Raw genomic sequence first — 16755 nt, forward strand, 5'->3', positions numbered from 1 at the left:
GCGTCAGACACGCGAACGCCAGCAGCCATGCATCGACAAGGATAAGGTTCTCGTGAGCAAGCCGGTCAGGTCGCAACAAGTTTCCACCCCATCGTCGCGCGCCATACCTGGCCGACGCCCCCTGGCGCAATGGATTGCCGCCGCACTGGCGATGAGCGCCATGCACGCGCATGCCGGCGCGCCGCCGCTGAGCCAGGCCTGGCTCGCCGGGCAGCGCAACGCCAATACGACACCCACGCCCAACGCCGGCGCCGCCAACGGCAACCTGCCGGACACCAGCGGGCTTGCCGCGCAAACCTCCGGTCAGCTGCTGCAGCAGCGCGTGGTGCAGCAGTCCATCGCCAACCTCAACAACGCCGCCGCCGCCGTCGCCGCGCAGATCAGCGCGCAACAGGCCGCACAGCAGGCCGCGCAGTCGCTGACCTCGCCCGTACCCGACGGCATCACTGCGGGCGGCCTGCAAGTGGCCGCAGGCGTCGCCGGCAATCCCTTGCTCTGGCAGAACGCCAACGCGCCGACGCAAGCGGTCGCTGGCGGCAAGACCACCGTCGAGGTAAAACAGACGGCGCAGAAAGCCATCCTCACCTGGGACAGCTTCAACATCGGCCGCAACACCACGCTCTATTTCAACCAGAGCGGCGGCACCCAGTCGGACAAGAGCAACAACTGGATCGCGCTCAACCGCATTACCGATCCCACCGACAAGCCCAGCCAGATCTTTGGTCAGATCAAGGCCGAGGGCACGGTGTACCTGCTCAACCGCAACGGCATCTTGTTTGGTGCGGGGAGTCAGGTGAATACGGGGTCGTTGCTGGCGTCGTCGCTGAATCTGTTCAGTAGCGATGTGACGGCAAGCAATGCGGCGTTCTTGAGTGGGGGTATCAATAGCGCTTCGACGATCGGTGGATTTCTGTTCGACGGCATCTTCACCGATGGCCGCAATCATGATGTCGTGGTCGAGAAGGGTGCTTCGATCACGACCGGCAAGCAGGGCTTTGCATTGATCGCTGCACCCAACGTGTCCAATGCAGGCTCGATCATCGCGGACGATGGACAGGCGATACTGGCGGCTGGTACGCAGTTCGGCAATGCCAACCAAGGGAGTAGCACCGGTGGGCTTCAGGTGATCAACATGGGTGGCGGCGGGCTGGGCGCTTCACATGTGCCGACCACCGCGACCAATACAGGTCTCATGCAGGCGCGACGTGGCCAAGTACAGATGCTTGGCTATAACGTGAATCAGTCCGGAGTGGCCCTGGCCTCAACCAGCATCAGCTATCCGGGCAGCATCGATCTCGAGGCGGGTGACGGAACCAACCGCACACTCTCGGGTACGACCTATCAAGCTCACGGTTCGTTGGTGCTCGGTCCCGGTTCGGTCACCGCGATTCTTCCAGAGAAAGATGGCGGCACGACATCCTCAACGGCGGCTGCGGATGCAGCGTTCAAGGGAAGCAGTATTTCGCTGGCGGGAGGTATGGTGACGCTGCAGTCGGGATCGCTGCTGGAAGCGCCGAGTGCGAATCTTTCGATAACCGCTGCACAGGACACCATTGACCCCCGTGCCACCGCCGGACGTATCTATGTCGACGACGGTGCCGTGGTAGATGTCTCTGGTCTTGCCAACGTCGGCCTGCCCATGTCGGCCCTACTAGTCAGCGTGCCACGCGTCGGCCAGAACGAACTGGCCGACTCGCCGCTGTTGAGGAACAGCTTCCTCTACACGCAGAAGAATGTATTGGTCGACAGCACGCAAAGCGGCACGCGGGCAGACGGCCTGGACTGGGTGGGCAGCCCCATCCTCAACGTGGCCGGTTACGTGCAGAACGTGCCGCGCGACATCCTGCAGATGATGATCAAGGGCGGCGACATTTCGCTCAATGGTCAGGAAGTCATCGTTCGCAGTGGTGCTCAGCTCAATCTCGATGGTGGCTATGTCGCCTACCAGCCGGGTTGGGTCACCACGCCGAATCTGCTTGGCGCCAATGGGCGGATTTACAACATCTCCAGCGCCGACCCCAATATGGATTACGTGGGTTTTGCCGGAGATTTCAATGTCGATCACGCGCGTTGGGGCATCAACGAGAACTACCTAAATCCATTGCTTGCCGGCGTGGGGCGTTGGGATCCGGGCTTCATTGTCGGCAGCGACGCGGGTTCGCTCAGCGTGAAGACTGCCGGCGCGTTGGCATTGGATGGTGAGATCACGGCACAGGCATTCGCTGGCCGTGATCAGGTGGGGCAGGGCAAGCAGCCGGACGGCGGCAGCTTCGATCTTTCGTCGAACTACAGTGCCTACTATCAGCGCACCAACTACGCCAGCGGGATCCTGCTCCAACAGTCGACATTGCTGCTGGAAGATCGCGTTCCCGATTTTGGCGCGCAGACGTCCTGGGACGACGTGCTGTCTTCTCAGCCCGCCGATACCTCCAATGATCAGAACCTGCGTTACTGGGTTCCCGTGTCGGCAGACATGGTGCGCAACGGCGGCTTTTCGCATTTCAGCATCGACGGAAGCGGAAACGGGCAGATCGTCGAGCAGGCCGGTACGCAGCTCGGCGTGATGCCAGGTGGAAGCATTTCACTGACCGGCTCGCATATCGACGTCTTCGGCACGCTGAGCGCACCTGCTGGATCCATTTCGATCACGTCGACCGGGCCGCGCAACTTTGCCGGTTTGCCGCAGGGCCTCCAGATCGATCCCGACGTAACTGACGACGGCAACATCACTATCGGTAGCGGTGCTCTCCTCAGTACGCGGGGCTTGTGGGTGAACGATGGCGGCAAGCCCGCCGATGCGCTGATCGGCGACCGCTACATCGACGGCGGATCCATTTCGCTTCAAACGCAGCAAGCGGCTGCTGGTCAAGACGGAAGCAGCGACGGTACAGGCTCCATCATCCTGCAGGCCGGCAGCACGCTGGATGTTTCCGGCGGTGGCTACGTCAAGCCGGACAATCAGGTCGAGCTGAACCAGGGCGTGCCTGTGGGGCATGGTGGTGACGTGTCGCTGACTACGTATGCGAAGGTCGATGGGAGTGATGTGTTCACCAACTCTCACGCGCCTGCATCTCTGGACAGTGGCTCGCTGGTTCTCGATGGCACGATCCTGGGCGATGGTTTCAGTGGTGGCGGTACGCTGAGTCTTGGCGCGGCATCCATCACCATTGGCGGCGATCCCGCCGCTGTACCCTTGCCGAATGGCTTGTACCTTGATCCGTCGTTCTTCAGCGGCAAGGGATTCGACAACTACGCATTGACGGCAATCACCGATGGCATCATCGCGCCGGGTGCGCAGATTCATGTCACTCGCGACAACCTACTGCCGAACTACCAGACACTTCTGGTCGCACCCACCGGCACCGATCTCTATGCGACAGACGCCACGCATCCTGACGGCATCTACGCGTCGATAGGCACGCTGGACGCCTATCACCGCTACGAGACACGCGATACGTCGGGCGGCCATGGGCCAGGCTTTTCGCTGAGCGCCGGCAGCTATCTCGATTGGAATAGCAATCTTCCCACACCGTTGCCCGCGCCCGTTTACGCGGGCGTGAGCGGCTCGGTGACGATGGGACTTGGCGCGAGCATCACCACCGATGCCGGTGGCGACGTAGCGCTGGCCGGGTCGCAGGCAACCACCGTGTTGGGGCAGATTGATGCGCCCGGCGGTTCCATCGCGATCTCGACCAATAACCTCAAGCGCGCCAACAATTGGCCCGTGGTCAATCCGGAGGTCTGGCTGGGATCGGGCGCCGTGCTGGACGCATCGGGCGTTTCGCTGATCAATCCCTGGGCTGGCGCCGTGACGGCGGTGGATCCGTCGACCGGACAGCTCAGCCAGCGCGTGCCACGCACGGGCGTCGTGCTGGATGGCGGCACGGTTTCCCTCACCGGCGAAGACGCTTACTTGGTCGCGCAGGCGGGAAGCGAGATCAATGTCTCGGGCACGTCCGACCGGTTCGACCTGCCCGTCGGCAGTGGCGCGCTGGGCTCCACGACGCAGTATCTGTCGTCACCGGTGTGGAGCGACGCGGGCAACATCAATCTCGCTGCGGCGGCAGGCATGTATGTCGACAGCACCCTGCAGGCCCATGGCGGTGCGCCAGAGGCGGAGGGGGGCAACCTCACCATCATCGCGCTTACCCGCAATAACTCGAAGTCGCCGGCCCCTGCGGCCACGGCCATCGTGTTCCAGCAGTCGGGCAATCTGGTTCCGGAAGCATGGACGCCAGACAGCCCGGTGGAGAACGGCGCACCCTCTGGCGTGCTGCATTTTGCGGCCGATCGACTCATCGACTCCGGGATCACTTCGCTCACGATTGGGCCTGACCCCTCCACGGGAGCGGGCGGCAGGCAGACTATTGTCCCATTGGCGTTCGCAGGCGACGTCAAGCTCTCGCTCGGTCGCTCGTTCACCGCCAATGTAACAGCGTTGCAGGCGCTTCCCGACGGATCAACCACGCTTGCTTCCGATGCTGGCTTCACGAGCGGCAACGGCAACGTTCAGATAAACGCGCCGTACGTCAGCATCACGGGTACGCAGATCGTGGATGCCAATGTTGCGACGTCGTCAGGTGCCCCGGTGGCACTGGCAGGCGACGGCACGCTCCGCGTCAACGCCGATTTCATCGATCTGGGCGGCTGGCTCAACCTGCAGCGTTGGGCGAACGCCGACTTCACGTCGAGCGGCGACATCCGTTTCTATGCACCTCCGCTCCAGGCCTATTCGAATGTCGGCGAAAAGGCCGGTCTGTTGTTCACGACGGGCAACCTGCAGTTCCAGGCAGCGCAGGTCTACCCCGCCACCGATTACCGGTTCGTCGTCGACGCGAATGCGTCCGGCCTCAAGGATGCTTCGGGCCAGGCGCTGTCCACCACGGTGGCGTTCCTGCCCAACGGCAGCAGCACGGCGCCGCTGTCGGCAGGCGGCGGATTGCTGATCAGTGCGGATCACATTGAACAGGGCGGCACCCTGCGCGTGCCGTCGGGTACGCTGGTGCTGGGCGTGAGCGATCCCACGGCGCAGGCTGCTGCGTTCGGCATCGATCCTGCGCAGTATCCGCTGGGCATCACGCAATCCGTGCATCTCGCGCCGGGCAGTCTGACGTCCGTTTCGCTGGATGGCCAAACCGTTCCATTCGGCACGACAGTGGATGGTGTCGAGTGGCGCTACGACGGGGCTCCGGGCGTCACCTCCGCCGATCTCACGGCGGCACCGGCCAAGCAGATCGAAATCAACGGAGCCACGCTGTCTTTGGATGCGGGCGCAGGCATCGATCTTTCCGGTGGCGGCCACCTGCAGGCGTCCGAATGGCTGGCTGGCACGGGCGGCACGCGCGACGCGCTCGCGCAGTCCCAGATCAGCTATGCAAACAGCACTGCGGGCGTGCAGGTGCCGCAGTACGCGGACGGTCGTGCGATCTACGCGATTCTGCCAGGTTATTCCTCGCCGGTTGCGCCGCACGATGCAGCGTTCGACAAGCTGGGCAATGCCGCGCCGATGGTCGGTCAGCAGGTTTACCTGTCGGGCGCGCCGGGGCTGCCGGCGGGCTACTACACGTTGCTGCCGGCTCAGTATGCGACGCTGCCCGGTGCTTATCGCGTGGTGCAGGACACCAGCGCGGTCGACACCGTGCTCGGCCGCAGTGCCGTGCAGAACGACGGAACGCTGAGCGTCAACGGTTATTTTGCCGACAGCCTCACCGGCGCACGCGCGGCGCGCAGCACCACCTTCCTGCTTCAGTCCGCACCGGTGTGGCAGCAGTACTCGCAATACACGCTGACCGATGCCGATACCTACTTTGCCAACCTCGCGTCCAAGAGCGGGTTGATCGCGCCGCCGTCGGTGGCCGATGCGGGACGCGTCGCACTGGCGGCCACGGAGACACTCAACCTTGGCGCGACGTTGACGGCGACGCCCACGACGGGGGGCCGCGGTTCGCTGGTGGATATTTCGGCCAAGGCCATCGACATCGTCGACGCGGGTCAGGCCGGCGATGACGGCTATCTCGTGTTGTCGGTGGACGGCCTCAATGCACTTGGCGCCGGCAGCCTGTTGCTCGGTGGTTCGCGTCAGTTCACCGATGGTGGCTATCAGGTCACCGCCTCGGCCGACAGCGTGGTGCTCGCCAACGATGCGGCGCATCCCTTGCAGGGGCCGGAGATCCTGTTGACGGCCAATGGCGCCGGCCATCCGGGGGCACGGGGCGTCGTGCTGGAGAATGGCAGTGCCCTCTCCGCCACGGGCAATGGCACGGGTACCACGAGCGTTCCGTTGATCTTCGGCCAGGTCGCCGGCACGGATGCCAGCGGTAATGCGATCGCAGCGATCGATGGCGACGGCGCGTTGCTGCGCGTCTCGCAGAATGGCGCCGCCAGCGTGGTGCGCAACGACACCTCGACGGCCGGCGTAGGCCAGCTCACCATCGGTGCCGGAGCGCATGTGAATGGTGGCAGTGCCCTGACGCTCGACGCCACGGGCGCCACCTCGGTGGACGTCACGGCGGCATTGTCTGCGCAGGCGATCGACAGCTACAGCAATCAGGTGTCGTTCGTAGGAAGCGACGCATCGGTAGTGCCGGGCACCGGCGGTTTCGTGATCGGCGCCGCGACGCTGGGCCAGCTGGGCAATACGCAGAGCCTGACCTTGCGCAGCCGCGGCAACATCGGTTTCTACGGCGACGTGGACATCGATCTTCCCAACGACCTGAGCCTCAGTGGTGGTGCGTTCACCAGCGATGGCGGCACGGTGAACATCCAGGCCAATCGCCTGAGCCTGTCAAACGATCTTGGCGCCAGCAATGGCACGTTCTCGTCCGGCAACGGACAACTTTCCATCCACGCGAACGAGCTGGATTTCGGCAACGGCAACACGGGGCTCAGCGGTTTTGGCGCCTTCGCCGCCACGGCCAGCCAGGGCATGAAGGGGCAGGGCAGCGGTACCTTCGACTTCGGCGCGCTGGACGTCCATCTCACCACGCCGTGGTTGCTGGCGGACAACGCCGCCGATACATCGCTGACCACTACGGGTGCCTTCGAGGTGGCGGGCACGGCAGGCGTAACACCCACGGACGCCATGGGCGGCGCGCTGCAACTGACGGGCGCCTCCGTTTCCATCAACACCAACGTGGCGGCGCCCGCGGGCAACCTCACCATCGAGGCCACCAGCGGCGACGTTGTCCTGGGTAGTGGCGGCAAGCTCTCGACGGCGGGCATCAACAAGACCTTCTACGACACCACCACGTATGCGCCGGGTGGTGCGCTCACGGTCACTTCCGATCATGGCGCGGTGAATTTCGCGCAGGGTTCGTCCGTCGATTTCTCCGGTGCCAGCGCAGGTGGTGACGCGGGCAGCCTGACCGTCCAGGCGGGTACGCAAGCGACGTTCGGTGGCGCCTTGTCGGGCGGCGCCAACAGCGGTTACCGCACAGGTTATTTCACCCTGGGCAGCAACGATGCGGTCGATCTCGATGCCTTGGTGGATATCGCTGCCAACGCAGGCGCCACCGGTTTGTTCCAGGTCAGCACGAATGCGGGCAATCTCGAACTCTCCGCCGGTCATACGCTGGCCGCGCAGCGCGTCTACCTGAGCGCCAACGGCAGCGATGCGGCCGGCGGCCAGGTGCTGATCGATGGCACCGTCAACGCAGGCGGCCCGTCGGGCAGCAACATTTCGCTGTTCGGCAACAAGGGCGTGGACATCGAAGGCAGCCTGGTCGCGACCAGCAGCATTCCGTCGCAGCGCGGCGGCACGGTCACCCTTGGCACCAGCGGCATGCCGACCGACAACAGCTACAACGTCACCTACGGTTACGAAAACGTCGATCCTTCCGCCTCGGGCTATATCCATGTGGGCAGCCAGGCGGTGATCGATGTGTCCGGCGGCTCGACCGATGCTTTCTCAGGTGGCTCCGTTAGCATGCGTGCGCCCTTGCTCAGCGATGGCGACGTGAATATCGCTGTCGACAACGCTTCCTCGATCAAGGGCGCGCGCGTCGTCACCATCGAGCCGTATGCGACGTGGAGCACCAAGGACACCACCACGGGCTACCAGCATTTCGACGGCATCATCGATCCGGCGGGTTGGTACAACAACAATCCGCAAAGCGGTGCGCCGACCATGATGGCGGGCACCTGGGCCGACGCCAACGGCAAGATCTTGCCGGCACCCACCAGCGCCGACCAGCTCAAGCAATACCTGCAGAACGATTACTTCATCCCGGATCAGGTCAACACCGATCACGCCGGTTTCTACGGCTACGTCGACGGCGACGCAAGCAAGGGCGCCGGCACGCTGATGAGTTATGTGCAGCAGCCGGGTTACAGTTTCGGCGATCGTTTCGCGGGCATCGCGAATGTGCAGTTGCGTCCCGGCATCGAACTGGACAATCCGGCCGATGGTGCGCAGCAGGGCAAGATTGCCGTGCTCACCAACTGGAACCTGGGTGCGGGTACCACGCAGTCCGATGGCAGCATCGTGCTTGCCTATCGCTACCAGGGGCTCGCTCCCATTCTTACGGTGCGTGCCGCAGGGGATCTGGATGTCGAGGCCAGCATCACCGACGGCTTCTACCAGCAGAACAACGGCGCGACGCTGGCCAATCCGCCGCCGCCGCCGGCTCCGCCGGTTTCCGACAATGGCTACGGCGACGCGCTGTCGACGTATCAATCCACCCAGCAATACCTGGATGCGAACAACATCTGGAACGGCACGATCAACCTGAGGGCGGGTACGGCGGCGCAGGGTGCGACGCCGGGCGGTGGCACGATCAGCATCACAAGCGATCCGTATTACCAGGCGATACAGGCACCGTTGTCCGCGCAGTCGGCGAACTATTACACCAACTACGAGGCGTACCTTGGCGATATCGGCAAGGGCACGACCGGTACCTGGTCGTTTGACTTCAATTTCATCAACAACACGGCAAGCCGTTACTTCCTAGCCTATTCGCCAACGACGCTGGTGGCGCCGCAGCCCACGGCCTACACCACCTATGCTGCGTACGTAACGGCCTACCAGAGCTGGCTGCAAGCCAACTTCGCCTCGTCACCCATCGCCAAGCGCAGCACGACGCCATCGCCGCTGTTGCTGCCGACGGATGCCGATTACGCCGACTACACCACCGACTACGCTTCTTACATCACCGGTCACAAGGCTTACTACACCTATATCTTTCAGCGCGTTGGCACATCGGCAACTGGCGTGCAGCTGTTCTATGCACCATTTGCACCGGCATCCGATGCCGCGTCATCCGGCGGCGGCACCCCGACCACCATCGATGTTCCGGCAAGCGCCGCGAACAACAGCCCGTCGAACATGCCTTCGCTGGGCAGTCCTGCGTCGCTGGCCTCGGCGACGTTGCTCGGAGGTTCCAGCACGTCCTATCGCTTCATCGCTGGCGCGGATGCGAACGCGGTCGATCCGCTTGCCACCACGGCCGGTGCGGGTAACGTCACGTTCGACGGTCATTTCAGCGTGGTGGACAGCCTGACGCCGCCGACCAACCCGACCGGTGCTTTCAACGGCAAGACCATGCTGCTGCCGACCACCGTGCGCACGGGCAGCGGTTCGATCGATATCGCCTCGGGTGGCGACATCGACTGGCTCGATATCAGTTCGCCCGCGGTCGTGTACACCGCGGGCGTGCCGGCCGACGGTACGACTGTGAACACCAATGTCTCAGTGATCCGCCCGTATTGGCTGGCGCCGACGCTCGACATGAACTTGCCGGACATGCTGAGCACGGGCCAGGTGAGCCCGGTGCAAGGTGGTGATCTCAACCTTGCCGCCAGGGGCGACATCAATGCCATCCAGGATGTTGTCGATGCCACCGGCAACGTGACGAAGGGAGCAAAGGGCTCCAACATTTCGCAGTACTGGTGGCAGTGGATGCAGACGGCCAATGCGGCCGACGGCAGCGCCTCGTCGATCAACTTTGCCGATTTCGGCCAGGGCGTGATGAGCGTGGGGGGCAACGTGTCGGTGACGGCAGGCGGCGATATCAGCCAGTTGTCGGTGTCCTTGCCCACCACCTGGTATGCCAACGCGGACAAGACCGGCATCACGACGCTTGGTGGCGGCAACCTCAACGTGGCGGCGGGTGGCGACATTCTCAGCGGCACGTATTTCGTTGCCAAGGGCACTGGCAATATTCAGGCGGGTGGTCGCATCGGCAGCGACTTCAGCTACACCGTGCCGTCGACCAATTTCAATTACGGCGGCCTTTCCAGCGACGTCTCGACACTGCTCGCCTTGCAGGATGCGCAATTCGATGTGCAGGCGCGGTTGGGTGCGGACATCGGCGGTGTCTATAACCCGTCGTATCTCGCCGGAACTCGAGGGAGTCCTGGCAGCGCGAGTGCAATCAGCCAAATCCTGCCTGCCAAGCACTTTGACTCGCAAAGCTATAGTGCCGATTCGTCGGTCCAGTTGAGCGCTTCGCAGGGCGATGTGGTGCTCGACAGCCTCAGCATGCCTGGCATGCTGTTCGATTCGGGCAACGCGCAGGCAAGGACAGACCCTGGCTTCGATCCGGGTTCGATCCTCCCGTCCACGCTCACATTGCAGGCCCTGGGCGGCAACGTGGACATTCGTGGCGCAGGTGCCCTGTATCCCTCGGCAACCGGCAACCTGACGCTGCTGGCCGCGGATAACGTGCAATTCAGCCAGCAGGTCTACACCATGCAGTACAGCGGCCCGTCGACCTACGGCTTCGGCCTGATCGATGCACCCGCCGACGCGCTGCCTTCGGCGCTGGAGCCTCTTGGCGCGAACGGCTCGTCGAACTTCGTCAGTCTATGGAGAAACGGTTACCTTTACGGGCAGAATCCGAGCCTTCTGCATTCCGCTGATCCGTTGCATGCGGACGAGACAGATCCGGTCAGGATCTATGCGCTGGCGGGCGACCTGATCAATGGCATTACGGGGCCTGGCGGACTGGCCTATCGCTCTCTGCTGCTACTGCCCAACAAGCCTGCGATGGTGTACGCGGGTAGGGATATCGTGAACCTAGCCTTTGCGGGGCAGCAGCTCAGGGACGCCGACGTCACCCGCATCGTGGCAGGCCGCGACATCTACGACACGCAGATCACCACGAACGTCTTGATCTCTAACGCAGCTGACCCTGGCCCCTATGTGCTTGCTCCCGCTCTTCTGTTGAGCGGCCCCGGCAGTTTCCAGATCCAGGCCGGACGCAACATCGGGCCGCTGACCAGTCAGGCCGACTTGGCGATCAACGCGGCTGTAACCACCATCAACGGCGACAAGTACACCGGCATCGACAGCATTGGCAACCAGATCAACCCCTATCTGCCGCATGACAGCGCGGACATCAACGTGCTATACGGGGTCGGCCCCGGTGTGGCCGTCAACAGCTTTGTCGCCAGCTATCTGGATGGAACGACCGATGGCATCAACCTGATGCCAGAGCTCGTGGACTTCATGGAACGTCGTGAGGCTGGCCAAGTCATCGATACCGGCTTTGCACAGGACAAGTTGACAGTGACGCTGACGTCCGAACAGGCGCGTGAACTGTTCAACGAACAACCCGACTATGTGCAACGCCAGTTCGTCTCCGAAACCCTGTTCAAGATCCTGGCGCAGGTAGGCGCGGACTATAACGACGCCGCCAGCCCGTACTTCGGCAAGTACGCCCGTGGTTACACCGCCATCGACACGCTGTTCCCCGCATCGCTGGGATACACGTCCAACGGCAGCGGGCAGGGTGGCCTCAACGGTGCGGCGCAGACCGTCGATACCGGCGACCTGGATATCCGCAGCTCCACCATCCAGACCCAGCAAGGCGGCAACATCACCATCCTTGGGCCGGGTGGCCAGGCCTTGCTGGGCAGTGCGTCGGCACCGCCTGTCATCACCAAGAACGGCCAGGTGGTGGCCGGCCCCAACAGCATGGGCGTGATCACGCTGGAAAAGGGCGACATCAACATCCTCACCGATCGCAGCGTGTTGCTGGCGCAAAGCCGCATCTTCACCGAGCAGGGCGGCAACCTGGTGATGTGGAGCTCCAACGGCGACATCAATGCCGGCCAGGGTGCCAAGACCACGGCGGAAATTTCGCCGCCGAGCTATCAGTGCACGATCGACGCATGGTGTCGCATCGACGCGCGCGGCCAGGTGAGCGGCGCCGGCATCGCGACGTTGCAAACGATTCCGGGCGCGCCCGTAGGCAACGTCTACCTGATTGCACCACGCGGCACGGTGGATGCGGGCGATGCAGGCATCCGCGTATCGGGCAACCTGATCGTTGCCGCTGCACGAGTGGCCAACGCCGACAACATCCAGGTGCAGGGCGAAAAGATCGGCGTGCCAGTCGCGGCCTCCGTCAACATCGGCGCACTCAATGCAGCGAGCGCCGCAGCAAACGCGGTCAACAAGGCCGTCGATGACGTCAGCAGGCAGCAGCAGGACGATGCGCGCAACAAGATGCCTTCGGTGATTTCGGTGCAAGTGCTTGGCTTCGGTGATGGCACGGGCGCGATCGATGACAGGGATCGCCGTCGTCGCTACGACCCCAATAGTCCCGTGCAGGTGCTTGGCGCCGGGCAGCTCAGCATGCGCGCGAAGGAGCAGTTGACGGCGGAAGAACGCGCGCGACTCACTGAATAAAAAGGTTGCAAAGGCAGTATCCAGCGGCGGTCGGGATGTAGTCTCGTCATCGGCCGCCGCAGGGGCACCAACGAATGGACGTCGGCTGATTCCCTATTCACCGAAAACTGGAATTCAACGATCCCGGCATGCTTGCTGCACGCCGAACGGGGTTCTTTGTTCTGATGATTGAATAATGAACTCGAATATCGTCTAGGTATCATTAATTCCGATGGTCATGGAAATACCTCGAGAAGTCAGGGATGGCAGTCGTTTGGCTGCATTTTCGCAAGCGCTGAGGCAACTCATTGAGGCGCATCAGGACAAGTTCGCGGAAAGGCTCGTAAATCAATGCAGCCGGGCATTTTCCAGGCAGCTGCTTGATTATCCGATGGTGGCCTGGCATGCGCGTTCCAGTTACGTGGTGCGCAACCGTCTTCGCAGAAAGACCGACACGGCGCCCGAAGAACTCGCCGCCGATACGCTCGTGCCGTTGGTGCAACTGCTCAGTGTCTGGTGCCAGGAAGGCAGGCGTGGCGCGATCCGCAGTGTGGTGCGCGAATTGAATAGCGTTGACCTGAGCGAGCTTTCATCCAAGCCCGGTCTCGACCATGAAGTGGTGACCATCATTTTCGAATTTATCGAATAAGCAAAAAGTGTGATTTGCGTCGTGATTTTCAATGCACGAAGCATTCATCGCTCTATCACATGCATGACATCGTTTATGTCGATGCGAAATTGTCTAATTGATTTAGTGATCGCGGGTAATCGGATCGTAATTTTCTTCTACTTCTATTCTTAATCGCGGTGTCACTGCTGACACGTAAAAGATATTAGGCCTCCATTCCGGAGGTATTTATGCCAAGGGGTAATGTCATGATTTTCGGGTTCAATGGAAATGCCCGCATGAAGACGCTCGCGGGTGCACTGGTTCTCAGCATGGCCGCTGTTGCGACCGCCCATGCCGGTACCCTCGTGGGTGGCGGCGCCACGCTGCCTGCCATCGGCTACACCGGCGATGACGTTTCGCATCGCCTCCTGACGCCGCAGCCGGGCTCGCTTCTCGGCGAATACACCGCGGCCGGCAACTCGGCCACCTCGTACTGCCAGACCGGCAGCGGCGCCGGCAAGAACATCCTCGCCGGTGGCACGATCAGTGGCACGAGCTACAACGTGCAGAACACCTGCCCGGACAGCCCGACGCCGACCGGTTTCGGTGCGGGTCAGGTGGGTCGCTCGGATCTGGCCCAGCCGAACTTTGCTGGTGCGGATTCGCCGCTCGCCCTCGGCGACTACAACAACTACGTTGCCAACACCACCGTTCACAGCGGCAGCTTCCCGGTGCAGTTCCCGGCCGTGGGCGGCGCCATCGCCGTTGCTTTCAACAAGAGCGATAGCCACGGCCAGCCGATCTCCCTGAACTTGACCGATGATCAGATCTGCAAGGTCTTCTCCGGTCAGACCACCACCTGGGCGGCTCTCACGGGCGATAACAGCCTGACGGGCAACATCCAGATCGTCTACCGTTCCGACGGCAGCGGCACCACCTTCGGCTTCAGCAACCATCTGTCTGCCGTGTGCGGCGGCACGACTGCCTCGCATTTCGTCACCGACCAGGCCTTCACCACGGTGGTCAGCAAGTTCGGCCTGCCGGCCAGTGCAAATGGCCAGAGCGGCAATCCGGCCGTCGCGGCAACCATTGCGTCCACGGACGGCACGATCGGTTACGTCGAAGCCGCAAACACGCTGCCGCCGGGTGCCGCGTATGCCACTGTCAACGGTTTTGATCCGTTCAACGACTTCGGCAACGCCGCACTGGATGTGAGCTCGAGCGTTGTCTACAACTCCGTGATCAACGGCGCCAATGCGAACACCGGCCGTCCGGTCGTGTCCGCCCTGTCGACGCTTGTGACCGGTGCTCCGACCACGCAGTGCATCGCTCTGGTCGATCCCTCGTCGTACGCCGCGCCGTCCAGTGGCTACCCGATCGTCGCCGTGTCGTACTTCCTGGCCAACAGCGCTCACAACGGTGCCGATACCTCGGCCGTGCAGAACCTGCTGTGGGCTCCGTACAACTCGACCATCACCAGCAACGTATTCACGATCGGCTCCGGTACGGGCCTGTCGTTCCTGAACGCTGGTCTCTCCCAGTCTGCCGTGACGGGCTGCGTTGCCAGCATGTAATTGAAGTCTTTGTTGCCGTGAAGCGTGGGAGAGGGCTTGTCCTTCTCTCACGCTTTTTTGCCGTGATTGATTTGAGCGTTGAGGTTCTTGCAGTGCTCTTGAGGACGTTCACGGATCGGTGAGCGTCCTCGTTCTTTTGCATGTGGAGGAGGCGGTTTCCTCACGGGTTCTCAGGAAACGCAATCTGTCATGGTGCTATGGCAGCCTGCGATCGTTCACTGCGTAATGGATGGATCATGTCGTCGCAGGCCGCTACCCGTACTCAATACGATGTTTTGCCTGCGGACGAGACATTGCTCTTCCGCGAACTGCTTTCGCGGGGCCGGTTGAAGGAAACGGACCTTGTGCGCGCCCGTCGCCTGCACGAGGAATCTCCCGACGGCACGCTCACGGCGCTGATGGCTCGCCTTGGCTTGGTGTCCGAACGCGATCTCGCCGAAGCGTGGTCGGATCTGCTGCACACGCCGCTGCTGTCGGCGCGCGACGCACCGGATATGCCCCCGGCCGAGCTCGACGTCTCGGCGCGCTTTCTCAAGCAGCAGCATGTGGTGCCCGTGCGCGTGGGTGAGGATGGGCTGGGCCTGGTTGTCTCCGACCCCGCTGATCCGTATCCGTTGCAGGCGATCCAGCTGGCGGCCGGGCGGCCGGTGGCGATGCGTATCGGGCTGCGCTCGGAAATTGACGACCTGATCGAGCGCTACTACGGCACCGGTCGTTCCGCGATGGGCACCATCGTGGAAAACCTCGACGGCAGCGCCGCCGTGGAAGACGACGTGGAACATCTGCGCGATCTCGCTTCCGAGGCGCCGGTGATCCGCCTGGTGAATCTCATTCTTCAGCGTGCCGTCGAACAGCGCGCCTCCGACGTGCATATCGAGCCGTTCGAAAATCGCCTGAAGGTGCGTTACCGCATCGACGGTGTGTTGCATGAAGTGGAAGCGCCACCGTCCAATTCCACCGCGGCGGTGATTTCGCGCGTGAAGATCATGGCCAAGCTCAATATCGCCGAGCGCCGCCTGCCGCAGGATGGCCGCATCCAGTTGCGCGTGCAGGGCAAGGAGTTGGATCTGCGCGTGTCGACGGTGCCGACCAGCTTCGGCGAGTCGGTGGTGATGCGTATCCTCGATCGCGAGTCGGTGGTGTTCGACTTCGCCTCGCTGGGCTTTACCGACAACTTCCAGCAGCGCTTCGTCGATGTGCTGGAGCGCCCGCACGGCATCCTGCTGGTGACCGGTCCCACGGGTTCCGGCAAAACCACGACGCTCTATACGGCGCTGTCGCAAATCAACACGCCGGACGTGAAGATCATCACCGTCGAAGATCCGGTGGAATACCAGATCGAAGGCATCAACCAGATCCAGGTGAAACCGCAGATTGGGCTGGATTTTGCCGGCGCGCTGCGGTCCATCGTGCGCCAGGATCCGGATGTGATCATGATCGGTGAAATGCGCGATCTGGAGACGTGTCGGATCGCGATCCAGTCGGCGCTCACGGGCCATCTGGTGCTCTCCACGTTGCACACCAATAGTGCCGCCGGCGGCATCACGCGCCTGCTCGACATGGGTGTGGAGGATTACCTCTTGGGTTCCACCGTCAACGGCATCCTGGCGCAGCGCCTGGTGCGCCGCCTGGATCCGGAGACGGCGATTCCCTATGACGCGCTGCCCGAAGTGATCGAGCAGTTTGAACTGCACAAATACACCAGCGAGCGTCCGATCCGCTTGTGGAAGCCCGGCACCAGCGCGGCCAATCCCACGGGTTATCGCGGCCGTCGCGCCATCATGGAATTCCTGGTGATGACTGACCCGCTGCGTCGCATGGTGATGCAGCGGGCTGATGCGGGCGAGATCGAGAAGCTCGCGCGTGCTGAGGGCATGCGCACCATGTACGAGGATGGCATCGCCAAGGCGGTGGCGGGCGTGACCACCCTTGAGGAGGTGCTGCGTGTCACGCAGGAAGGC

General features: G+C 62.7%; 4 protein-coding genes. All 4 read left to right on the forward strand.

Annotated features, from left to right (window positions below; translation table 11 throughout):
• The first annotated feature begins 52 nt into the window (after positions 1-52).
• Positions 53-12631 (forward strand): filamentous haemagglutinin family protein, encoded by a 12579-nt coding sequence (locus Y882_RS16440; RefSeq protein WP_156171532.1) that lies wholly within the window; start codon positions 53-55, stop codon positions 12629-12631.
• A 253-nt stretch (positions 12632-12884) separates the two neighbouring features.
• A complete protein-coding gene (locus tag Y882_RS20120) occupies positions 12885-13259 on the forward strand; it encodes a hypothetical protein (protein WP_162207427.1) in 375 nt (124 codons plus the stop codon).
• A 257-nt stretch (positions 13260-13516) separates the two neighbouring features.
• Positions 13517-14794, forward strand: a complete 1278-nt coding sequence (locus tag Y882_RS16450; protein ID WP_046973022.1) for a substrate-binding domain-containing protein — start codon at positions 13517-13519, stop codon at positions 14792-14794.
• A 236-nt stretch (positions 14795-15030) separates the two neighbouring features.
• On the forward strand, positions 15031-16755 hold a 1725-nt coding region (gspE, locus tag Y882_RS16455; RefSeq protein WP_046973039.1), incomplete at its 3' end, for a type II secretion system ATPase GspE.

This window comes from Dyella japonica DSM 16301, assembly GCF_001010355.1.
Taxonomy (GTDB): domain Bacteria; phylum Pseudomonadota; class Gammaproteobacteria; order Xanthomonadales; family Rhodanobacteraceae; genus Dyella; species Dyella japonica.

Coding starts and splice junctions, on each gene's coding strand:
- Y882_RS16450 (WP_046973022.1), top strand. CDS start 13,517: ATGAAGACGCTCGCGGGTGCACTGGTTCTCAGCATGGCCGCTGTTGCG.